Here is a 20,972-nt window from a genome sequence, read left to right on the forward strand (position 1 = left end):
CATTGCGCGTGGATGTGCCTCAACGTGCTACGGCTGCGTGGTGCTCAGCGTGAAGGTGAGCGTTTTGCTGTAGGTGCCGGTACGGAGCGGATCGTTGGCGCCGATGGCCTGGGTGAACGTGACGTCCACCTCGTCGTTGGAGACCGGGCCGTTCCACGTCGACTTCTCGAAGGCGACCTGGAGCGGGTTGGCGAGCGAGAACGCGCCGTTGGTCATGCGGCCCGGGTCCGAGACCGACAGCGTCGCGTTGCCCGCGGTGCTGATGACGTTCGCCGTCGTGGTCGCCGTGTAGTTCTGGGCGACGCCCGGGATGAACGGGTCGAACGTCGCCGCGCCGCGCAGGCTCAGCGACAGGGTCGCCGGCACGGTGCCGCTGACCGTGGTCTGGGGATCGGTGAAGGCGCCCGCGTCGAACAGCGCGACCGAGCCGCCGACGATCGGCAGCGAGATCTTGCTCGCCCGCGTGTCGATCCGGATCTCCTGCGCCGGGCTGATCGCCGACCCCACGTACCCCGGCGTGTCCGGCGTGCCGATCGTCCGGAACTCGCCGTACAGGTTCGCGGTCACGATGATCGAGATCCGGTTGCCGGCCTTGAAGATGTGCTCGGTCGGCTGCAGCGGGATCGTGTAGTCGTTGAACTGGCCCGGGACGACCTCCCCGGCCTTCGCGTCCGCGTACCAGTACGAGTTGCGCTGGCGCGAGTCCAGCGTGCCGCGCGTGACGCGCCACTGCGCGACGTTGGTGGAGATGTTCTTGCTGACCTCGAGGTAGCACGCGTTGTCGACCCCGATGCCGGTGGTCGTGCACTCGGCGCCGAGCGTCGGGCACGCGTTGTCGTCCGTGCTGGTCGCGCCCCAGCACGTGCGCTTGGTGGTGTCGGTCACGCCGTCCTGGTTGCCGCCGCGCAGGATCTGCGTCGTCGTCCCGATCTCGGCGACGACCGCCGAGAGGTTGCTGCGCTCGAGGCCGAGCGCGGCCCGCAGCTTGAGCACCGCGGTGCCCGAGAGCCGGACGTCCTTCTTGAGCGGCGGCGTGATGAACACGCGGCGGTTGGTCTGCTGGCCCTCGGGCGTGCCCATCAGGGTGTTCTCGGAGATGTTGGCGCCCGTGTTCTGGAACGTCAGCGTGTCCGCCATGCCGCCGGACATGCCGCCGATCGTGCCGGCGCCGGCCGGGTTCGCCCCAGCGCGCAGGTACACGTCGGTGTTCTGCGTGCCCGGGATGGGCCAGTCCGCGTAGTTGCCCCAGACGTCGGGCGCGTCCTCGATCGTCACCTTGGGTTCGCCGTCGATGCCGTTGGCGACGCCGTGGAGCTCCTGGTCGAACCAGCGGTGCAGCGTGTCGACCCAGACGGCCCGGCGCTGCTCGAACGGATCGACGTGGCCCGTGCGCAGGAGCCACAGCTTCGTCTTGACGCTGTTGGCCTTCAGCGCGTCCCACCACAGGCCGACGTGATCCATGCGGACGTTGTCGTCCTGGAAGCCGTGGACGATGAAGACGGACGCCTTGACCTTGTTCGCGTCCTTGTTGTGGTCGCGGTCGCGCCAGTACTCGTTGATGTCGCCGTGCTCGTCGCCGTCGAGCTGATCCATCGCGTCGCGCACCGGCCCGCACAGGGCCTGGCGGGTGACCGGCCCGGTGGGCGTCTGGACGAGCGGCGGCTTGACCCCGACGTCGTCGCGGACGCCGGCGATGCCGTTCGAGAGACCGCTGGGGTAGTTGTTGTTGTGACGAATACCCGCGGTGCGCGAGTAGTTGTACCAAGCGGAGATCGCGCTGATCGGGACGATCGTCTTGAGGCCCTCGACGCCGGTCGCGGCGACGCCGTTGGCGAACGTGCCGTCGTAGGACTTGCCGATCATCGACGAGGAGCCGTTGTGCCAGACGGCGGTGTTGGCCGTGGTGCCGTCCACGGACGTGTAGCCGGGCACGCGGCCGTTGAGCCAGTCGATGACGGCCTTGAAGCCGGCGATGTCGGTCGGGCCGCCGTGGTTGACGCAGCCCGTCGAGAACGCAGTGCCGAGCGAGTGGGCGGCGATGAACGCGTACCCGCGCGGGACGAAGTAGTTGTCGTAGTAGAGCGGGAAGCGGTCGAGCGTCCCGTTCTCGTTGGTGATGATCCGCTGGCCCTCGTTGCCACGGCCGTTCGCCGTGTAGTACGGGCTGGCGTCGATGATCGCCGGAACCTTGACGGTCGGCCCGGACTCCTTGGGCCGGACGATGTCGATCGCGATGCGGTCGATCACGCCGTTGCTGTCGGTATCGGTGTTCGCCACCGGGATCCAGACGCGTTCGCGGGTCGCCTGCACGTAGCTGAAGACCGGCGCGGTCTTGCCGTCGGCGCCGATCGTCACCTGCTGCGCCTGCGCGACGCCGCCTCCCGAGCCCAGCGTCGCAAGCGTCAGCGCGCCCGCGACGAGGCCCTTCACCCCAATTCTCATGAACCCTCCGTCGGTGGACCTGCTCCTCCGTGAGCAGACATACGGGAGGGCGCCGCGGAAGTCCACCCGCGGGGCGTGGAGACGCCTAAACGGCGCTAGTCGTCAGCCGGGGGCGGAGCGAAGACGATCTTCTTGAGCTCGTCGACGACCTTGCCGCCGAGCCGCAGCGACGTCATGAAGCCCTCCTGGCCGAGCTCGCCTGCGTCGAGGCGGTTGCGCAGCTCGGTCAGCGGCGCGCGATCGTCCTCGGCGACGCTGTCCTTGCCGGCCTCGACGAGGATGATGTGGCGCGCGCGGCGGTGCGCGGCCGCGAGCCGGACGTAGTGCTCGCGCTCCTCGGCGGAGAGCGTCGCGAGCGGGATCACGACCGAGGCGCCCGCGGCGAAGCGCTTGGCGACCGCGGCGTCCAGCAGCGCCTGGGCCTTCGCCTCGATCTCGTCCTCGGCGACCTTGCCCACGAGCAGCGTCTTGACCTTCTCGAGCGAGAAGATCGTGCTCTGCTCCTCGATCACGCGCTTGACGAACTTGTCGCGCAGCTCGTGGTCGGCGCACGCGACGACCAGCAGCGAGCCGGGGTTGTAGCGCATGCGGAACGCGGGGGAGAGCACCCGCCCGCGGACCGAGACGTCCTGCTTGCGCGGCGGCCGGTCGGGCTCGCCTGCGCGGCGCGGACGGTCCGAAGACCAGCCGCCCCGCTCGTTATCACCGATCTTGACGCTGCGCGGCTGGGACATGCGGGGTATTAAACGACCCCGTCCGGCGCGGCTAGTTAGAAAGTTGGACCAGGGCCCCGTCGGTCCAGTCCAGCGCCTCGCCGTACGCGTGCGCGATGTCGACGAGGCTCACCCCGGTCTGGACGCACTTGTCGAACTCGCCGGCCTCGTAGGCCAGCACGCCCGCGAGCACCTTGCCCTCCGGCCCCTCGTGCGCGCCGAGCGCGCGCGTGGTGCGCTCGTCGAAGGGCAGCTCGCCGAGCAGGTCGGGCATGCGCATGCCCATCAGCGAGTCCACGACCGAGAAGAGGCCGACGGTGAACCCGCGCTCGGCCTCGGCGCCCGCGGTGCGCGCCGCCACCAGCTCGCACAGGCGTGCGCGCAGCAACCCGGTCTCCAGCAAGTGGCTGGGCCGGTCGTTGACGCCCGCGAGCGCGAGCAGCGCGGCCCAGCGGCGGACGGTGGCCGTGCCGAGCGCCATCAGCGCCTGGCGGATCGTGCCGACGGGGTGGCGGCCGCCGTAGAACGCCGAGTTCGCGAGCTTGACGAGCTTCAGCGAGAGCCCCGGGTCCTCGGCGATCACGCGCTCGAGCTGTTCGAAGGTGGCGGCCTCGCCGGCGGCCAGCATGGAGAGCGCGCGCAGGCGGTAGGTCGGGACGGACGCGCCCTGCACGATGACGGGCTCGGCGAAGTACTGGCCCTGGAAGGCGTCGAACCCGAGCCCGCGGCAGAAGCCGTAGACCGCGCGGGTCGGGACGCCGTTGGCGATCACGGCCAGCCCGCGCCCGCGGGCGGCGTTGACGTCGGCCTCGATCTCCTCCTCGGAGCGGCCCGCGACGTCGATCTTCACGCTCTCGGCCAGGTCGAGCAGCGCGTCGTCCGCGCGTCCGGCGCGAAAGCTGTCGAGCGCGATCCGGAAGCCCGCGTCGCGGGCCTCGCGCAGCACCGCCACCAGCTCGGCGTCGGCGTGCTCGTCCGACGGGAGCTCGAGGACGACCCGCGCCGGGTCGAGCGGAAGCGGCGAGACGAGCACGAGGAACTCGCGCGTGACGTCGACGTGCGCCGGACGCTCACCGACGAGCCTGTGCAGCCCGATGTCCGCGATCGCCTGCGCCAGCACGCTCGCCGTGGCCTCGTGCGGGTGGGCCTCCGGCGGGGTCAGCAGCTCGAAGCCGACGATCCGCTCGACATTGTCGAGGATCGGCTGGCGGGAGACGACCACCGCGGCGGCGCCCTCCGCTTCCCTGGCAAAACGAGTGCTGTGGGACATGAACCACCTATCGACCGGTCGAGAAGTGGCCAGTGTAGGGTGCGGACCCCATCAAGCGGTCCGCACCCTTGATCCCCGACTACGGGTTGCTGGTCGCCAGCGTGAACGTGAGCGTCCGGCTGTAGGTGCCGGTGCGCAGCGGGTCGGTCCGCTTGATCAGCTGGTTGAAGGTCACGCCGACCTTCTCGTTGGAGACCGGGGCGCTCCACGCGGTCTTCGACAGCGCGACGCGCAGCGGCTCGGCGAGCGTGAACGCGCCGTTGGTCATGTGGCCAGGATCGGACACCGTGAGGCTCGCGTCACCCGCCGTGGAGACCACCGACAGCTGCGACGTCGCCGTGTAGTCCTGCTCGACGCCGGGGACGAACGGCTCGAACGCCGCCGGCGGGCCCTCGATCGCGAGCGACAGGGTCGCGGGGACCGAGCCGCCGACGGTCTCCTCGTCCTGCACCTGCACGATGCCGCAGGCGTCGTCCGGGACGACGCCCGCCGCGACCTTCAGGCCGCCCAGGACGTGCCCGAGGAAGACCGGGTCCAGATAGGAGGCCTCGGTGTGGCCCATGCCCGTGTACCAGGAACGGCCGCCGTCGAAGCGCCGGCACCAGGAGATCGGATGGTCGTCGTCGAGCGTGTTGCCGTCGGCCTCGTTGTAGGTCGTCTCGTCCATCGTCAGCAGCACGTGGACGCCGCTGGTGCGGGCGCTGTAGTCGATGCCGCCGCCGTTGACGACCGGGTTGATCGGGCTCTGGTAGTTGTACCACTCGTCAACACGTGTCCACCGCGCAGGGATTCCCGCGTTGGTGACGTGGTCGGCGTCCTCGTTGACGACGGTCGCGGTCGGCGTGCCGGTCGGATGGTTGCGGAAGTACGCGCCCACGAGCTGCCCGTACCACGGCCACGCGTACTCGGTGTCGGCTGCGGCGTGGATGCCGACGTAGCCGTTGCCGGCGCGGATGAAGCGCTCGAACGCCTCCTGCTGGGCGACCGCGGGCAGCGTGTCACCGGTCGTGGAGAGGAACACGACCGCGTCGTAGCGGGCCAGGAACGCGTCCGTGAACAGCGTCGGCTCCTCGATCGCGTCGACGTTGAAGTCGTTCTCGGTGCCGAGCTTCTTGATCGCCGCGATGCCCTCGTCGATCGAGGAGTGGCGGAAGCCCGCGGTGCGCGAGTACACCAGCACGTTGAACTTCTTGGACGGATCGACCTCGGGAGCGAGCACGGTGACCGGCACGACGCGGTTGGTCACGCCGCCGAACGGGTCGGTGACGCGCAGCGTGGGGGCGTGGGTCCCGGGCTGCGCGAAGGTGAACGAGCCTTCACGGCCCGCGGTCTCGAACGTGCCGTCGCCGTCGAGGTCCCACGCGTACGAGACGGTGTGGCCGTCCTGATCGTTGGCCGTGGCGGTGAAGCTGGTCGTCAGCGGCGCGATGCCGGCCGACGGCGTGGCGGTCGCGACCGAGATGCTGGGGTTGCGGTTGGCCTGGACCACGACCGGCAGCTCCGCCGTGGCGGTGCTCGTACCGTCGGACACCGTGACCTTCACCGTGCGCGTCGCGGCGGCGAGGAAGGTGTGCGTCGGGTTCTGCGCGGTCGACGTGTTGCCGTCACCGAAGTCCCACGCGTAGGTGAGCGTGTCCCCATCGGCGTCGGCGCCGGTCGCGGTGAACGCGATCGGCACACCGACGCGCACGTTGCCGGCCGGCGTTCGCCCGGCCGTGACCGTGGGCGGCGCCAGGGCGGCGGCCGCCTGCTCCTCCGAGGTCCCTGTGGCGTGTGCCACGCCGCTCCATCCGGAAGCGACCAGCATCGACGCCGACATCGCGGCGACCGCTGCTCTCATGCACCGACCCATATAGCTTGCTCCTTGCCATTGACTGGACACGCCTCGTGCAAAGGTCGGCCGGCCGCGACAGGTCTACGTGCGAGATGATACCTGCTGTCGGACTGTCAGACAAGCAGAACCGCCGGGTTCAATGGGTACTCTTGTGCGGCTGTGAGCGGACTGGCCGTCACTCCGATCTCTACGACCGAAGCCGTCGTGGCGTCGCTGCGGGAGAAGATCCTCGACGGCGTGATCAAGCCGGGCGCCCCGCTGCCGGAGGTGGATCTCACGCGCGAGTTCGGCGTCGCCCGCCCGACCGTGCGCGCCGCCATCCAGACGCTGTGCCACGAGGGCCTGCTCAAGCGCGAGCGCAACCGCAGTGCGTTCGTGCCGATCATGAGCCGCGAGGAGGTGCTGGACCTCTTCAGCGTCCGGATCCCGATCGAGACGCTGATCGTGCGCGAGGTGCTCACGCGCGGGGCGTCGCTGGCCGGCGTGCACGCCGCGCTCGGCCCGCTCACCCGCCTGCGCGTGGACTCGCGCTGGAGCGAGGTGGTGGACGCCGATATGGGCTTCCATCACGCGCTCGCGCACGCCGCCGGCAGCCCGCGGCTGGAGCGCCTGTACGGCTCGCTGAGCGGCGAGATCCGGCTCTGCATCGCGCAGCTGCGCCCGTCCTGGGCGTCACCGGCCGCGATGGGTGAGGAGCACCGCGACCTGCTCACGGTGATCGAGCACGGCGACGTCGCGGAGGCTGAGGCGCGCATGACCGCGCACCTCAGCCGCGCGCTTCACGACCTGACTGATTGAGAAGTCAAGGCGGACATCCCCTCCGCCCCACCCCGATCATCCGACCTTTCTCGGCTCAAGCGCGCCGGATCGCCGTGCCAGGCGGCGTCGAGGATCGCCTCGAGCGCGTCCTCGTCGAGCGGGCGCGGGTTGTTGTCGACCAGGCGCTTGAACTTGAACGAGGCCTCGGCCATGCCGCGCAGCTCCTGGCGCTCGATGCCGATGTCCGCAAGCGAGCCCGGGAGGCCGATCCGCTGCCCGAGCGCGTGCACGTGGTCGACGGCGCTGCCGGGTGAGCGCATCACACGGGCGAGCTCGGCCAGGTCGTCCGGGCGCGCCGGGCGGTTGAACTCCATCACGTAGGGGAGCAGCAGGCCCGTGCCGAGGCCGTGGGAGGTGTGCGTGGCGGCGCCGACCGCGAACTGCAGGGCGTGCGCGGTGGAGACGCCCGAGTTGCCGAACGCGATGCCGGCCAGCAGGCTGCCGTAGAGCATGCCCGTGCGGGCCTCCAGGTCGTCGCCGTCCTGGACGGCGCGCTCGAGGTTGGCGGCGATGTGGCCGGCGGCGGTCAACGCCAGCGAGTCGCTGATCGCGTTCTTGCCCACCTGCGGGCGGCCGAGCACCAGCTCCGCGTCGGGGTCGTCGGCCTCCGCGGCCATGTACCCCTCGATCGCGTGCGAGAGCGCGTCGATGCCCGAGTGCGCCGTCACGACGGGCGGGGCGCCGAGCGTCAGCCGCGGGTCGCAGATCGCGTGGCGCGGGATCAGGTGCGAGCTCGCGACGCCGATCTTCATGTCGCTCGCCGGGTCGGTGATGACCGCCACCGGCGTGGCCTCCGAGCCCGTGCCGGCGGTCGTCGGCAGCGCGATCAGCGGCAGGACCGGACCCGGCACCGAGTTGACGGCGTAGTAGTCCGACGGCGCGCCGCCGTGCGCGAGCAGCAGCGCGGTGACCTTGGCCAGGTCGATGACGCTGCCGCCACCGACGGCGACGATCGCGTCCGGCTGGGTCTCGCGCCCGAGCGCGACGGCGGCGTCGACGGCCGCGCTCGGCACGTCGACCTCGGCGTCCGTGGACACGGCGACGTCGAGGCCGGCGGCGCGCAGCGACACCTCGACGGTCCCGAAGCCGGGCGTCGAGGCGATCACGGGGTCGGTGATCAGCAGGACACGGCGGCCGTGGGTGGCCGCGACGGGGCCGGCGGCCTCCGCCATCCCGGCCCCGAAGAGGACCTGGGACGGTGCGCGTAGGACAGCGAACATCAGTCCTCCAGAAAGGTCAGAACGAGGCGGTTGAACTCGGCGGTGTACTCGAGCGGCGAGGCGTGCCCGCAGCGGCCGAAGATGTGGGCGCGGGCGTCGGGCAGCAGCTGCACCAGCCGGTGCACGCTGTGCTCGGGCGGGACGATCCGGTCCTCGGCCCCGTGGATCAGCAGAACCGGCGCTTGGATCGACGCCAGCTCGCCCGGCGTGAGCGACAGCGCGTCCACCCAGCGCTGACGCGGTTGCGGGAACAGCTCCCGGTAGTGCGGCTGCGCGCGCATCGCCGCCAAGCGGGCATCGACGGCTTCGTCCCCCGGCGGGTCATGGAACAGCAGGTCCAGCAGTGCGCGGGCCTCGGCGTGCGTCGGCCCGGTGCCCCAGAGCGCGTCCAGCCCGCGGGGCAGCGGCATCGGGTAGCCCATCGACCCGACGGCCACGACCTTCGTGGCGAGCCCACGGGCGGCGAGCATCAACGCGAGCGCGCCGCCCGCGGAGTTGCCCACGATCGCGCACGGCTCGTCCGGCGCGACGATGTCCTCCCAGTCTTCGATGGGCGCGCGCGGCGCGTCACCGAAGCCCGGCAGGTCCGGCGCGATGACCTCGAACCGCTCGCCGAGCGCGTCGACGAGCGGGTCCCAGGCCGCGGCCGTGGTCCCCGGCCCGGAGCCGTGCAACAACAGGACGGGGACCACGTGACGTTCCGGCTAGGCGGGGACGGCGGCGCGCTCGAGCACGTTCATGAACGCGCGCGACCACTCCGGCATGTCCGGCCAGCCCCGGCAGGAGACCATGTTCCCGTCGACGCAGTCCGGGGCGTCGACGATCGTCGCGCCGGCGTTCTCCATGTCGCCGTGCAGCGGCGGGAACGCAGCCGTCTTGCGCCCGCGCAGCAGGCCGTAGACGGCGGGTACCTGCGGACCGTGGCAGATCGTGCCGACGGGGAGGTCCTTCTCGAAGAAGTACTCCGTGATGCGGCGCACGTCGGCGTCGAGCCGGATGTACTCGGGCGCGCGCCCACCCGGGATCACGAGCGCGACGTACTCGGACGGGTCGACGTCCGCGAACGCGATGTCCACCGGCAGCTTGCGACCGTTCTTCTCGGTGTAGGCGTCCGAGTTCGGGTCGAAGTCGTGGATGACGAGCTGGACCTCACGCGTGGTGAGCGCGGCCACGACGGCGTCGTAGCCGGCCTCGCGCAGCCGGTAGATCGGGTACATCGCGTCGAGCTCCTCGGCGGCGTCGCCGACGAGGACCAGGACTTTCTGCTGTGACACGGTTCTCCCTCCTGACGTTTCAGTCGAACGCAAAGTACTTCGGCTCGAGGAACTCGAGCAAGCCGTGGTGTCCGCCTTCGCGCCCCAGGCCGCTCTGCTTCGCGCCCCCGAACGGCGCGGCGGGATCCGAGACCACGCCGCGGTTCAGACCCACCATGCCGGTCTCGATCCGCTCGCCGATCGCCATCGCCCGGCGCAGATCGCGGCTGCAGACGAAGGCCACGAGCCCGTACTCGGTGTCGTTGGCCATCTGCACGGCCTCGTCCTCGCTCGTGAAGGTCATGATCGGCGCCACCGGGCCGAAGATCTCCTCGCGCAGGAGCGCGCTGCCGGGCTGGACGGCGTCGAGCACGGTCGGCGGGTAGAAGAACCCGGGGCCGGGCAGCCGCTCGCCGCCGCAGCGCACGCGGGCGCCGCGCTCCACCGCGTCGGCCACCAACCGCTCGACCTTCGCGCGCGCGTCCGCGTTGATCAGCGGCCCGAGCTGCGCGCCCTCCTCGAAGCCGGGGGCCACGCGGACGGCGCTCATCGCGTCCGTGAGCCGCGCCGCGAAGGCCTCGGCGACCGACTCGTGCACGAGAAAGCGGTTCGCGGCCGTGCAGGCCTCGCCGCCGTTGCGCATCTTCGCCGCCATCGCCTCCCGCACGGCGACGTCGAGGTCGGCGTCCTCGAGCACGAGGAACGGCGCGTTCCCGCCCAGCTCCATCGAGGTGGAGATCACACTGCGGCCGGCCAGGCCGAGGAGGTGCCGGCCGACCGCAGTGGAGCCTGTGAAGCTGAGCTTGCGCACCCGCGGGTCCGCCAGGATCGCTTCACACAGCGGGCCGGGATCGTCCGTCGTGACGACGTTGACGACGCCCTCGGGGATACCCGCCTCGAGCAGCAGCTCGCCGATCGCGATCGCCGTCAGCGGCGTCTCCTCGGCGGGCTTGAGGATCACGGTGCAGCCCGCGGCCAGCGCTGGGCCGATCTTGCGCGTGGCCATCGCCGCCGGGAAGTTCCACGGCGTGATGAGCAGCGACACGCCGATCGGCGCATGGCCGACGAGCATCCGGTTGGTGCCGGCGGGCGCGAGCCCGTAGTCGCCCGGCACGCGCACGGCCTCCTCGGAGAACCAGCGCAGGAACTCGGCCGCGTACGCGGCCTCGCCGCGCGCCTCGGCCAGCGGCTTGCCCATCTCGCGCACGATCAGGTGCGCGATGGAATCGAGGCGTTCGGTCATCAGGTCGAACGCCCCGCGCAGCAGCTGGGCGCGCTCGCGCGGCGCGCGCGCTGCCCAGTCGGCGGCGGCCGCGGCGGCGGCGTCGACGGCCGCGATCCCGTCCTCGGCCGTGGCCGAGCCGACGGACTCGATGACCGAGCCGTCCGAGGGATCGAGCACTGGGAATCGACTACGCTCTGGGGCGAAGACCATGGTCTGACTGTATGACAGCGTGCAAGGCAATGCAAGAAATTGCCAGAGGTGTTGACAACGAATGCAAGGACCCCGTAGGTTTTTGCAAGCCTCGTGCAAGGTTCGCAGTGCCGCATGTCGGAGCAGTAGGACCAACCCTCGTGGAGGAGGAGCAATGAAGGGGAGATTCGCGGTCTCGGCATCGCTAATGGCGATGGCCGCCGCCGTCGTGTTCGCCGCTTGTGGCGGCGAGGACGGAGGCGACGGCGGAGACGCAACCAAGGCGCCCGCCAAGCAGGCGGCGCTGTCGGACAAGCCGATGGAGCTGACGTTCCTGTGGTTCGAGTGGCCGCCCGCCCAGGCCCTCGAGGAACTCGGCAAGGAGTACACGAAGACGCGTCCGAACGTGACCGTGAAGGTCAACACCGTGCCGAACCCGCAGTGGCACGACGCGATCTTCACCCAGTTCGCGGCGCGCAAGACGAACTTCGACCTGCCGATCCTGGACTCCCAGAACATCGGTGAGGCGGTCGAGAACGGCTCGATCCTCGACCTCACCGATTTCACGAAGGAGAACATCGACACGTCGCAGTACGACCCGTACTTCCTCGCGGCGTACGGCCAGTACCCGCAGAACACGACGGGCGAGCCCAACCCGGACGCCAAGACCTACGGTCTGCCGCTGCTGGGCGACACGTGGTCGATGATCTGGCGCAAGGACCTGATGGGCGACACGCCTCCCGCCACGTGGGAGGACATGATCGCCGCGGCCAAGAAGTGCCAGGACGAGAACGACGGCATGAGCGGCCTCGCGTTCCACCAGGCCGGCACGGGCGACGCGGCGGCCGTGACCTACAACGTCATGAACGCCCTCTACGGCGGCGAGCTGTGGAACCAGAAGGACCGCAAGATCGAGGGCGTCATCAACGACGCCGCCGGCAAGAAGGCGATGGACGTCCTCGTCAACCAGATGGTCCCGCTCACACCGAAGGGCTCGAGCAACTGGTTCATCGACGAGGTCAACGCCGCCATCTCGCAGGGCAAGGTGTGCGTCGGCTTCCAGTGGATCGCCGCCATGGGCGGCCTGGTCGACCCGGCCTCCTCGGAGCTCGGCAAGACCAAGGAGGAGATCCTCGAGAAGCTGGCCTTCGCGCCGCTGCCCAAGCAGGTCACCGACAAGAAGCCGCTCGGCGGCATGGGTCTGCACGTCTCCAAGTACATCCCGGAGGAGAAGCAGGCCGAGGCGCTGAACTTCATCAAGTGGTTCCAGACGCCCGAGGCCCAGAAGAAGTGGGCGCAGCTCGGCGGCGTCCCGGCGCGTAACGACGTGCTCAACTCGCCCGAGTTCCTCGAGGCGACGCCGTACAACAAGGTCTTCACGGACTCGGTCACCCAGCTGAAGGACTTCTGGAACCTGCCCGAGTACGCGAAGCTCCTGAACGTTCACTCGACGCAGGTCAACGCGGCCATCTCCGGCACCCAGCAGCCGGACGCCGCGCTCGACAAGCTCGCCGCGGACGAGCAAAAGATCCTCGACGAGAGCGGCGGTCTCTAGCCCCGCGAAGCGAATTGACGAGGCCGGCCGCCGTCGTGCGGCCGGCCTCGTCGCGCCGCACCCAGAGCAATGGCCAACACGCTTCAAACACCCCCCCAGAACGCGCCGCAGGCGCAGACGCTGGAGGCGCCACCCGCCGCGAGGCGCTTCGCGTTCCTGACGGACCGCAAGCTCGCGCTGCTCTTCATCCTCCCGGCGTTCGCGCTGCTGCTGTTCCTCTCGATCTGGCCGTTGCTGTGGTTGCTCGGCCTGTCGTTCACCGACTACTCGGCGACACGGGACAGCGGCTACGAGTTCATCGCGTTCGACAACTACGTCACGGTCCTCACCTCGGAGGTCGTCCACGCCCGTGCGCTCACGACGCTCATCTTCGTCGTCGGCGCCGTCGGCCTGCAGACCATCCTCGGCTTCACCATCGCGTTCCTGATCTCGCGGCGCATCAAGGGCCGCGGCGCGATCACGACGCTCTTCCTGATTCCGATGATGCTCTCGCCGATCGTCGTCGGCCTGTTCTGGAAGTTCATGCTCGACGTGCAGTTCGGCGTCGTGAACTCGTTCCTGGACAGCCTCGGCTTCGGCCGCGTGGAGTGGCTCACACAGCAGCGGCTCGCGCTGTTCTCGCTGGTGATCGTGGACACCTGGCAGTGGACGCCGTTCATCATGTTGATCGCCCTCGCGGGCCTGACGGCGGTCCCGAAGTACCTGTACGAGGCGGCGGAGATCGACCGCGCCTCCGAGTGGTTCAAGTTCCGCCGGATCACGTTCCCGCTCGTGTGGCCGCTGCTGCTGATCGCGGTCATGTTCCGGGCGATCGAGGCCTTCCGCCTGTTCGACCTGGTCTACATCCTCACCGGCGGCGGCCCCGGCGGCACGACCGAGACGCTGAGCTTCAACGTCTACAAGGTCGCGTTCTTCGGCTTCGACACCGGCCTCGCCTCCGCCTACGGCATTCTCATGGTGATCGTCGTCACGATCGCCGCGCAGTTCTACCTGCGCTACCTCAACCGGCTCCAGGAGCGCTAGCGATGGCGACCCACATCCAACCCGAGGGCCTGGCCGACAAGGGCATCGCGGGCGAGACCGTCGCCCCGCCCCCGCGCAAGGAGCGCAAGCTCGGCTCGGGCATCGAGATCGTCCTGCTCGCGATCTTCATGGTCGTGATGCTCTTCCCCGTCGTCTGGATGCTCGAGACGGCGCTCAAGGACACGCGCGACATCTACGCCGTCCCGGCCAAGGTGATCTCGTTCACCCCGACGCTGGACCACTTCAAGAACGTCTTCAGCAGCGACTCGCCCGTCTTCCAGGGCTTCATCAACTCGGTGATCGTCGCCGGGTTCTCGACGCTGATCGCGACCGTGCTCGGCGTGCCGGCGGCCTGGGCCTACTCGCGCTTCGCGCTGAAGGCCAAGAAGGACCAGCTGTTCTTCATCCTCTCGACCCGGTTCATGCCGCCCGTGGTGGTCGTGATCCCGGTCTTCCTGATGTTCCGCGACCTGAACCTGCTGGACACGCTCCCGGGCCTGATCCTGGTCTACTCGGCGTTCAACCTGCCGTTCACGATCTGGATGATGAAGGGCTTCATCGACGAGGTCCCGGCGGAGTACGAGGAGGCGGCGATGCTCGACGGCTTCTCGCGCTTCGAGGCGTTCTGGCGCGTGACGATGCCGCTGCTGATCCCCGGCATCGCCGCCACGGCGGTGTTCGCGCTGATCTTCTCCTGGAACGAGTTCGTGTTCTCGATCTTCCTGATCACCGATCCGGACACGCGCACGGCGCCGTCCGCGATCGCGGGCCTGATCGGCGGCACGACGATCGACTGGGGTTTGGTGGCCGCGTCCGCCATGACGTTCGCGGTGCCGGTGCTGGTGTTCGCCTTCCTCGTGCGCAAGCACCTGGTGGCGGGCGTGACCCTCGGGGCGGTGCGTCGCTGATGGCTGAAGTCCACGTCAACAAGCTCCATAAGGCGTTCCCGGACGGGACCGTCGCGGTGGAGGAGCTGTCGCTGGAGATCAACGACGGCGAGCTGTTCGTCATGCTCGGCCCGTCGGGCTGCGGCAAGACGACGACGCTGCGCTGCATCGCGGGCCTGGAAGAGGAGACCTCGGGCGAGATCCGGATCGGCGACGAGGTCGTCTCCGGGCTGCGCCCGTCCCAGCGCGACATCGCGATGGTGTTCCAGTTCTACGCCCTATACCCGCACCTGAGCGTGCGCGAGAACATGGCGTTCCCGCTGCGGGCCGCGAACGCGCCCGAGTCGGAGATCAACGAGCGCGTGGCCGAGGCGGCGCGCATGCTCCAGCTCGAGCCGTACCTGACGCGCAAGCCGAACAAGCTCTCGGGCGGTGAGCAGCAGCGCGTGGCCCTGGGCCGGGCGATGGTGCGCCACCCCAAGGCGTTCCTGATGGACGAGCCGCTGACCAACCTGGACGCGGAACTGCGCGCGGACATGCGCGCCGAGGTCAAGCATCTCCAGCAGCGGCTGGGCGCGACGATGGTCTACGTCACCCACGATCAGGTCGAGGCGATGGCGCTCGGCGACCGGATCGCGATCATGAACAAGGGCAACCTCGAGCAGCTCGGCGCGCCGATGGAGGTCTACAACCGCCCGGCCACGCTGTTCGCGGCGCGGTTCATCGGCTCGCCGCCGATGAACCTGATCGAGGCCGAGGTCACCAACGGCCACCTCACGGCCGCCGGTGACCTCAAGATCGCGGCGCCCGAGGGCCTGCAACGCGGCCAGAAGGTGATCGCGGGCGTGCGGCCCGAGGGTCTGACCGTCACGGAGTCGGGCGAGGGCGTCCGGGGCCGCGTGGTCTCGAAGGAGGCGCTGGGCGACGAGACCATCTACGTCGTCGAGTGCGAAGCCGGGCTCTTCCACATCCGCATGCCGGCGACGGCGCGGTTCCAGGAGGAGCAGGTCGTGTCGGTGCGCCACGTCGGCGCGGCGCCGCCGGCGTACGACCCGACGAGCGAGAAGGTGGTGAGCGCATGACCAGCGCGATCGTGGCCGAGGGGATCTCCAAGACGTTCGGTGACGTCGAGGCGCTCAAGTCCCTCGAGCTGGACATCCCCGAGGGGTCGTTCTTCGTGCTGCTGGGTCCGTCGGGCGCGGGCAAGACCACGACGCTGCGCGTGCTCGCCGGGCTCGAGAAGCCCGACACGGGCCGCGTGCTCCTGAACGGGATCGACGCGACGAAGGCGACGCCCGCCGAGCGCGACCTGGCGATGGTGTTCCAGAGCTACGCGCTCTATCCCAAGCAGACGGCGGCGCAGAACATCACGTCGCCGCTGCGGGCGCGCAAGCTGCCCAAGAGCGAGGTCGACGCCCAGCTCAAGCGCGTGTCCGAGCTGCTGCACATCGAGGAGCTGCTCAACCGCTACCCGGCGCAGATGTCGGGCGGGCAGATGCAGCGGATCGCGCTCGGGCGCGCGCTCGTGCGCGACCCGCGGGCGTTCCTGATGGACGAGCCGCTGACGAACCTCGACCTCAAGCTGCGCGTGGAGATGCGCACCGAGCTCACCCGCATCCACCGGTCGCTCGGCCGCACGTTCCTGTACGTCACCAACGACCAGGTGGAGGCCATGTCGATGGCCGACAAGGTCGCGGTGCTGCGGGAGGGCACGGTTCAGCAGGTGGGCGCGCCGACCGAGATCTACGACGGGCCGGCCAACCGCTGGGTCGCGACGTTCATGGGCTCCCCGCGTATGAACATGCTCGACTGCACGGCCAACGGGCGGCTCGAGGGCGAGGGCTGGTCGCTGCCGAACCCCGGGTTCGGGGTCTCCGGCGACCACCGCGCGGTGTTCGGCGTGCGCTCGGAGGACCTGTCGCTGGAGGTGCGCGACGAGGCCACGGCCCTGGAGGGCACGGTGTACGCCGTCGAGCCGCTGGGCGACCGGACGCTCGTGGACGTCGAGGTCGGTGGGCAGCGGATCGTCATCAAGGCGCCGCCGACGGCGACCTACAAGGTCGGTGAGCCGGTGCGGGCGGCGGTCGACATGGAGCGCGTGCACCTGTTCGACGCCGAGTCCGAGCAGGCGATCACGAGACGATGACCGAAGGACCGCTCCCTCCCGTCCTGAGGCGAGCGAAGATCCTCGAGCGCGTCTCGCGTGACGGCGGGGCGTCGCTCGCGGAGCTGGCGTCAGAGCACGCCGTGTCACCGGTCACGGTCCATCGGGACCTGGAGCTGCTGTCGGGGGAGGGATTGCTCGAGCGCGTGCGCGGGGGCGCGCGCTCGCTCCCCGACTCGCGGCCACGGTCGCCCGAGACGGCCTGGGACACGCGCGTGCACGAGGCCGCGCGCGAGAAGGAAGCGATCGCGGTGCGCGCGCGGGAGCTCGTGGAGGACGGGTCGACGATCTTCCTCGACGCGTCCTCGACCGGGCTGGCGCTGGCGCGGCTGCTGGAGCTGCGGCCGCCGAGCGAGCTCACGCTCGTGACCAACTCGCCCGCGATCGCGCACGGGCTCACGGCGGACACGATCCACGTGATCGTGCCGCCGGGCGAGCTCAACCAGCACATGCGCGTGCTGACGGGGCGCTGGACGATCGAGTTCCTGCGCGAGCTCAACATCGCGGTCGCGTTCATCTCGGCCGCGGGCGTGACGCTCGAGCACGGGCTCACCACGTCGCGCTCGGCGCTGGCGGACACGCTCAACGCGGCCGCCGCGGCGGCCGCCCGGACGGTCGGGATGCTGGACTCGTCCAAGTTCGGGCGCTCCTCGCTGCTGTCGATCCGGCCGGCGCAGGCGCTGGACCTGCTGATCACCGACGCCGGGCTGCCGGCGGCGGTGGCGGCGGAGTTCCGCGCGGCGGGCGTGCGGCTCGAGCGCGCCGCGCTACTCGAACGGGAGTATCTGTAGCGTCTGCGTGAGCTCCAGCAGGCGCTGGACGGCGGGCTGCAGCGGCCCGCGCAGCTTGACGTCCTCGTGCCGGCGCTGCAGGTCGAGCAGCGCCCGCAGGCCGGTGGAGTCCATGAACGCCAGCTCGGACAGGTCGATCCGCAACGGTTGGCCGTCGGCCTCCGCGAGCGCGTCCGCGAGCACCGGCTCGCTCACGAGGTCCAGCTCGCCGATCAGACGAAGCAGCACGGTTCCATCGGTGTGCTCCGCCGTCACCTCGAAGCGAGGCGGGCGGTAGCCGGTGGGGTCGGGCTCGCCGCTCATGAGCGCGAATGATCGCATCATGTGCGGGCATATGGACGAAACCGTCGAACTGCTTTCTCGACTGGTGGGCCTGGACTCCGTCAACCCGGCGCTGGTGCGGGGCGGCGCGGGGGAGGGGGCGATCGCGTCGTTCGTGGCGGACTGGGCGGCGGGCTGCGGGCTCGCGGTGACGCGCCTGGAGGCGGTCGCCGGGCGGCCCAGCGTGGTCGTGCGCGCGCCCGGGTCGGGTGGCGGGCGCACGCTGCTGCTGTGCGGGCACCTGGACACCGTCGGCGTGGGCGGGATGGCCGGTGATCCGTTCGCGGCGCGGGTGGACGGCGACCGCTTGCACGGTCGCGGCGCGTACGACATGAAGGCGGGCGTGGCGGCGGCGCTGCTGGCGTGCCGTGCCGCCGCCGAGCTGCAGTTGCGCGGCGACGTCCTGGTGGCGTGCGTGGCCGACGAGGAGCACGCGAGCCTCGGCGTGCAGGAGGTGCTGGCGGCCGGCGTGCGCGCCGACGGGGCGATCGTGACCGAGCCGACCGGCGGCGAGGTGATCGTCGCCCACAAGGGCTTCGTGTGGTCGAAGCTGACGTTCCGCGGGCGCGCGGCGCACGGCTCGCGGCCGGACGAGGGCGCCGACGCGATCGTGGCCGCCGGCCCGGCGCTCGTGCGCCTGGCCGAGCTGGACGCCGGGCTGCCGTCGCACGCGCTGCTGGGGCGCGCGTCCGTCCATGCGTCGCTGATCCGCGGCGGGGTCGAGCTCTCCAGCTACCCGGGCGAGTGCGTGCTCTCGATCGAGCGGCGGACGCTGCCGGGGGAGACCGTCGCGGACGTGGAGGCGGAGGTCGCGGCGCTGATCGGCAGCGCGGACGCGTCGGCGCGGACGCTGCTCGCGCGCGAGCCGTTCGCGATCGACCCGTCGCACGAGTTCGTGCGGCGCGTGCGGGGTGCGGCGGGCGAAGCGCCGGTCGCGGGCGCGGCGTACTGGACCGACGCGGCCTTCATCGCCGCGGCCGGCATCCCCACCGTGCTGTACGGGCCGGGTGGCGACGGCGCGCACGCCGACGTCGAATGGGTGAGCCTGAGCGACACCGCCGCCGTGACCCGTACGCTCGTCGCCGTGGCCCAGGAGTTCTGCGCGTGATCAACCCGGCGTACGCGCCGGAAGACGTCCCGGCACCTTCTGGCGAGGCGCTCGCGTTCCACCGGGCGCTGCCGGGCTACGCGCCGACGCCCGTGCACGACCTCGGCGGCGGCGTGTTCGTCAAGGACGAGTCCGACCGGCTCGGGCTGCCCGCGTTCAAGGTGCTCGGCGTGTCCTGGGCGGTGGAGCAGACGCTGCGTACGGAGCCGTCGGTGCGGACGCTCGTCGCGGCCAGCGCCGGCAACCACGGGCGCGCGGTCGCGCACGTCGCGGCCCAGCGCGGGCTGCGCGCGCGGATCTTCCTGCCGGAGCGGTCGCTGCCCGCGCGCCGCGAGGCGATCGCGGGGGAGGGCGCCGACGTGGTCGTCGTGAACGGCACCTACGAGGACGCCGTCCGGCTGGCGGCCGAGGAGGGCGCGCGGCCCGGGTTCGCCGAGCTCGCCGACGTCGGCTCCTCGCGGCCGGCGCACTGGGTGATCGACGGCTACGCGACGCTGTTCGCCGAGCTCGACGACCGCTACGACGCGATCCTGGTGCCCGTCGGCGTCGGCTCGCTGGCCGCGGCCGCGGCGCGCTACGGCGCCGCGACCGGAACGGCCGTGATCGGCGTCGAGCCCGACGTGGCCGCGTGCTTGACGGCGTCGCTGGCGGCGGGGGAGCCCGTCGCGGTGGACACGCCGGGCACGGCCATGGCCGGCCTCGACTGCGCGGAGGTCTCCGAGGCGGCGTGGCCGACCCTGCGCGCCGGGATCACCGGCACGGTCGCGGTCACGGACTCGCAGGTGGTCGAGGCGATGCGCGCGTTGGCTGCCCGAGGGCTGGCGATCGGCCAGTCCGGCGCGGCCCCGTACGCCGCGCTGCCCGTGCTCGAACACGAGCTGCGGCGCGAGCGGATGCTGCTCGTCGCCACCGAGGGGCCGACCGACCCCGAGGGCTACGCCGCCGCCGTCGCGTGAACGTCCGCCGCAACACGATCCTGCTGGCCGTCGCGATGGCGGTCTACTCGTCGGTGCTGCAGCTCGTCGCCGCGGTCTCCTCCATCACCTTCGTGCTCGTCACCGGGATCGAAGGGCTGCTCGGGCTCGGGCCGGCGATCTTCCTGGTCGCGTCGGGCCTGGCCGCGGTGCCGGCGGGCCGGCTGATGGACCGGCTCGGGCGCAAGCCGGTGATCCTCGGCGGGTACGTGATGTCGTCGACGGGCTGCTGCCTGACCGCGCTGGCGACGAACCTCGAGTCGGCGCCGATCCTGCTGCTCGGCTTCCTGCTCACCGGCGCGGCGAACGGGATCGCGTTGCTGATCCGCACCGCCGCGGGCGACATGTACCCGCCCGAGCGGCGCGCGCGCGGGATCTCGTACGTGCTGTTCGGGTCCGTGTTCGGCGCGATCCTCGGCCCGGCCGTGTTCGGGCCGCTGTTCAGCGACCGCGAGCTCGACGCCGCCGCGCTCACCGTGCCGTGGCTCGCGGCGGCGGGCATCAGCCTGATCGCGCTGGTGGTCGTCAGCCTCGTGCGTCCCGACCCGCGCGAGATCGCGCTGCACTTCGCCCGCGACGACGGCCCGCCGCCCCCGGCCGCGCCGCTGGGGGAGATCCTGCGCCGCCCGGGCGTGCGGCCCGCGATGGTCGCCGCGCTCGCGTCCTTCTCGGTGATGGTGTCGGTGATGAACCTGACGGGGTACGTCGTCGTCGACCACCACCAGCACCACCAATCGGACGTCTTCCCGATCATCGGCGCCCACGTGCTGGGCATGTACGCGCTGGTGCTGTTCGTCGGCGCGCTGATCGACCGCATCGGCCGCCCGGTCGCGCTCGCGGCCGGCCTGCTGGTGATGGGCGCGTCCACGATCGGCCTGCTGTGGTTCGAATCCGTCCCCGCGACCGCGGTGCTGCTGTTCGGGCTCGGCGTGGGCTGGAACGTGTCGTTCGTGGCCGCGACGGCGCAGATGGTCGATCTCACCAATGTCAGCGAGCGTGGGCGGCTGATCGGCTTCAACGACCAGCTCGCCGCCTTCCTGGGCGCGGGCCTCGCGCTGCTCGGCGGCTTCGCGCTGGATTCGATCGGCGTCGCGGCGCTCGCGATCGGCGCCACGGTGCTCGTCGCGCTGCCCGTATTCGGGTTAACCCCCGGCGTGACCACGCGAGGTGCCGTCCCCGATTAG

At 70.8% G+C, this 20,972-nt stretch carries 19 protein-coding genes; 10 read left to right on the top strand and 9 right to left on the bottom strand.

The features are described from left to right. Positions 1-27 precede the first annotated feature (27 nt). The 4 genes from OJ962_RS10920 to OJ962_RS10935 form a co-directional block, all read right to left on the bottom strand. The gene (locus tag OJ962_RS10920; RefSeq protein WP_202954092.1) at positions 28-2,442 is read right to left on the bottom strand and encodes a CocE/NonD family hydrolase; all 2,415 of its coding nucleotides are present in this window, start codon (positions 2,440-2,442) and stop codon (positions 28-30) included. Between the two features lie 95 nt (positions 2,443-2,537). Beyond that, positions 2,538-3,176 carry a hypothetical protein gene (locus OJ962_RS10925; RefSeq protein WP_202954093.1) on the bottom strand — a complete coding sequence of 213 codons (639 nt, stop codon included), beginning with the start codon at positions 3,174-3,176 and terminating at the stop codon, positions 2,538-2,540. A 31-nt stretch (positions 3,177-3,207) separates the two neighbouring features. Further along, positions 3,208-4,425, bottom strand: coding sequence for an EAL and HDOD domain-containing protein (locus tag OJ962_RS10930; RefSeq protein WP_202954094.1), 1,218 nt, complete (start codon positions 4,423-4,425; stop codon positions 3,208-3,210). 79 nt (positions 4,426-4,504) lie between these two features. After that, positions 4,505-6,265: a ThuA domain-containing protein gene (locus OJ962_RS10935; protein ID WP_202954095.1), complete on the bottom strand. Its 1,761-nt coding sequence runs from the start codon at positions 6,263-6,265 to the stop codon at positions 4,505-4,507. A 153-nt stretch (positions 6,266-6,418) separates the two neighbouring features. Here OJ962_RS10935 and OJ962_RS10940 point away from each other — a divergent pair, with 153 nt between their 5' ends. After that, a complete protein-coding gene (locus OJ962_RS10940; RefSeq protein WP_202954096.1) occupies positions 6,419-7,057 on the top strand; it encodes a GntR family transcriptional regulator in 639 nt (212 codons plus the stop codon). On the opposite strand, the gene OJ962_RS10945 is transcribed toward OJ962_RS10940, so the two are convergent. The 4 genes from OJ962_RS10945 to OJ962_RS10960 are packed head-to-tail and all read right to left on the bottom strand — an operon-like array spanning position 7,039 to position 10,986. Next, positions 7,039-8,298: an iron-containing alcohol dehydrogenase gene (locus tag OJ962_RS10945; RefSeq protein ID WP_202954097.1), complete on the bottom strand. Its 1,260-nt coding sequence runs from the start codon at positions 8,296-8,298 to the stop codon at positions 7,039-7,041. The genes OJ962_RS10940 and OJ962_RS10945 overlap by 19 nt on opposite strands. After that, positions 8,298-8,990 carry an alpha/beta fold hydrolase gene (locus OJ962_RS10950; RefSeq protein ID WP_202954098.1) on the bottom strand — a complete coding sequence of 231 codons (693 nt, stop codon included), beginning with the start codon at positions 8,988-8,990 and terminating at the stop codon, positions 8,298-8,300. The genes OJ962_RS10945 and OJ962_RS10950 overlap by 1 nt, the downstream gene beginning before the upstream one ends. Before the next feature lie 12 nt (positions 8,991-9,002). Beyond that, positions 9,003-9,572, bottom strand: coding sequence for a DJ-1/PfpI/YhbO family deglycase/protease (locus tag OJ962_RS10955; RefSeq protein WP_202954099.1), 570 nt, complete (start codon positions 9,570-9,572; stop codon positions 9,003-9,005). A 19-nt stretch (positions 9,573-9,591) separates the two neighbouring features. After that, positions 9,592-10,986: an NAD-dependent succinate-semialdehyde dehydrogenase gene (locus OJ962_RS10960; RefSeq protein WP_238931352.1), complete on the bottom strand. Its 1,395-nt coding sequence runs from the start codon at positions 10,984-10,986 to the stop codon at positions 9,592-9,594. Positions 10,987-11,140: 154 nt separating this feature from the next. Here OJ962_RS10960 and OJ962_RS10965 point away from each other — a divergent pair, with 154 nt between their 5' ends. The 6 genes from OJ962_RS10965 to OJ962_RS10990 all read left to right on the top strand — a co-directional run bounded on the left by OJ962_RS10965 (position 11,141) and on the right by OJ962_RS10990 (position 17,385). Next, positions 11,141-12,520: an extracellular solute-binding protein gene (locus tag OJ962_RS10965; RefSeq protein WP_202954101.1), complete on the top strand. Its 1,380-nt coding sequence runs from the start codon at positions 11,141-11,143 to the stop codon at positions 12,518-12,520. 69 nt (positions 12,521-12,589) lie between these two features. Then, positions 12,590-13,543, top strand: a complete 954-nt coding sequence (locus OJ962_RS10970) for a carbohydrate ABC transporter permease (protein WP_202954102.1) — start codon at positions 12,590-12,592, stop codon at positions 13,541-13,543. 2 nt (positions 13,544-13,545) lie between these two features. After that, positions 13,546-14,451, top strand: a complete 906-nt coding sequence (locus tag OJ962_RS10975; protein ID WP_202954103.1) for a carbohydrate ABC transporter permease — start codon at positions 13,546-13,548, stop codon at positions 14,449-14,451. Then, positions 14,451-15,512, top strand: coding sequence for an ABC transporter ATP-binding protein (locus OJ962_RS10980; RefSeq protein WP_202954104.1), 1,062 nt, complete (start codon positions 14,451-14,453; stop codon positions 15,510-15,512). Before OJ962_RS10975 ends, OJ962_RS10980 begins: the two co-directional genes overlap by 1 nt. Continuing rightward, the gene (locus OJ962_RS10985; protein ID WP_202954105.1) at positions 15,509-16,576 is read left to right on the top strand and encodes an ABC transporter ATP-binding protein; all 1,068 of its coding nucleotides are present in this window, start codon (positions 15,509-15,511) and stop codon (positions 16,574-16,576) included. Before OJ962_RS10980 ends, OJ962_RS10985 begins: the two co-directional genes overlap by 4 nt. After that, complete coding sequence (locus OJ962_RS10990) at positions 16,573-17,385, top strand: DeoR/GlpR family DNA-binding transcription regulator (RefSeq protein ID WP_202954106.1); 813 nt, start codon at positions 16,573-16,575, stop codon at positions 17,383-17,385. The genes OJ962_RS10985 and OJ962_RS10990 overlap by 4 nt, the downstream gene beginning before the upstream one ends. Here OJ962_RS10990 and OJ962_RS10995 read toward each other — a convergent pair. Further along, positions 17,362-17,688 (bottom strand): STAS domain-containing protein, encoded by a 327-nt coding sequence (locus OJ962_RS10995; protein WP_202954107.1) that lies wholly within the window; start codon positions 17,686-17,688, stop codon positions 17,362-17,364. The genes OJ962_RS10990 and OJ962_RS10995 overlap by 24 nt on opposite strands. A gap of 31 nt (positions 17,689-17,719) precedes the next feature. Here OJ962_RS10995 and OJ962_RS11000 point away from each other — a divergent pair, with 31 nt between their 5' ends. The 3 genes from OJ962_RS11000 to OJ962_RS11010 are packed head-to-tail and all read left to right on the top strand — an operon-like array spanning position 17,720 to position 20,972. Continuing rightward, positions 17,720-18,814, top strand: coding sequence for a M20/M25/M40 family metallo-hydrolase (locus OJ962_RS11000; RefSeq protein WP_202954108.1), 1,095 nt, complete (start codon positions 17,720-17,722; stop codon positions 18,812-18,814). Further along, a complete protein-coding gene (locus OJ962_RS11005; protein ID WP_202954109.1) occupies positions 18,811-19,770 on the top strand; it encodes a pyridoxal-phosphate dependent enzyme in 960 nt (319 codons plus the stop codon). The genes OJ962_RS11000 and OJ962_RS11005 overlap by 4 nt, the downstream gene beginning before the upstream one ends. Next, positions 19,767-20,972 carry an MFS transporter gene (locus tag OJ962_RS11010; protein WP_202954110.1) on the top strand — a complete coding sequence of 402 codons (1,206 nt, stop codon included), beginning with the start codon at positions 19,767-19,769 and terminating at the stop codon, positions 20,970-20,972. Before OJ962_RS11005 ends, OJ962_RS11010 begins: the two co-directional genes overlap by 4 nt.

The sequence above is a fragment of the Solirubrobacter deserti genome (assembly GCF_027587175.1).
GTDB classification, from domain to species: Bacteria; Actinomycetota; Thermoleophilia; order Solirubrobacterales; family Solirubrobacteraceae; genus Solirubrobacter; species Solirubrobacter deserti.

What these genes read in the sequence shown, in the direction of transcription:
- OJ962_RS10920 (WP_202954092.1), bottom strand. Translation starts at nt 2,442, where the DNA reads ATGAGAATTGGGGTGAAGGGCCTCGTCGCGGGCGCGCTGACGCTTGCG.
- OJ962_RS10925 (WP_202954093.1), bottom strand. Translation starts at nt 3,176, where the DNA reads ATGTCCCAGCCGCGCAGCGTCAAGATCGGTGATAACGAGCGGGGCGGC.
- OJ962_RS10930 (WP_202954094.1), bottom strand. Translation starts at nt 4,425, where the DNA reads ATGTCCCACAGCACTCGTTTTGCCAGGGAAGCGGAGGGCGCCGCCGCG.
- OJ962_RS10935 (WP_202954095.1), bottom strand. Translation starts at nt 6,265, where the DNA reads ATGAGAGCAGCGGTCGCCGCGATGTCGGCGTCGATGCTGGTCGCTTCC.
- OJ962_RS10945 (WP_202954097.1), bottom strand. Translation starts at nt 8,298, where the DNA reads ATGTTCGCTGTCCTACGCGCACCGTCCCAGGTCCTCTTCGGGGCCGGG.
- OJ962_RS10960 (WP_238931352.1), bottom strand. Translation starts at nt 10,986, where the DNA reads ATGGTCTTCGCCCCAGAGCGTAGTCGATTCCCAGTGCTCGATCCCTCG.
- OJ962_RS10965 (WP_202954101.1), top strand. Translation starts at nt 11,141, where the DNA reads ATGAAGGGGAGATTCGCGGTCTCGGCATCGCTAATGGCGATGGCCGCC.
- OJ962_RS10970 (WP_202954102.1), top strand. Translation starts at nt 12,590, where the DNA reads ATGGCCAACACGCTTCAAACACCCCCCCAGAACGCGCCGCAGGCGCAG.
- OJ962_RS10975 (WP_202954103.1), top strand. Translation starts at nt 13,546, where the DNA reads ATGGCGACCCACATCCAACCCGAGGGCCTGGCCGACAAGGGCATCGCG.
- OJ962_RS10980 (WP_202954104.1), top strand. Translation starts at nt 14,451, where the DNA reads ATGGCTGAAGTCCACGTCAACAAGCTCCATAAGGCGTTCCCGGACGGG.
- OJ962_RS10985 (WP_202954105.1), top strand. Translation starts at nt 15,509, where the DNA reads ATGACCAGCGCGATCGTGGCCGAGGGGATCTCCAAGACGTTCGGTGAC.
- OJ962_RS10990 (WP_202954106.1), top strand. Translation starts at nt 16,573, where the DNA reads ATGACCGAAGGACCGCTCCCTCCCGTCCTGAGGCGAGCGAAGATCCTC.
- OJ962_RS10995 (WP_202954107.1), bottom strand. Translation starts at nt 17,688, where the DNA reads ATGAGCGGCGAGCCCGACCCCACCGGCTACCGCCCGCCTCGCTTCGAG.
- OJ962_RS11000 (WP_202954108.1), top strand. Translation starts at nt 17,720, where the DNA reads ATGGACGAAACCGTCGAACTGCTTTCTCGACTGGTGGGCCTGGACTCC.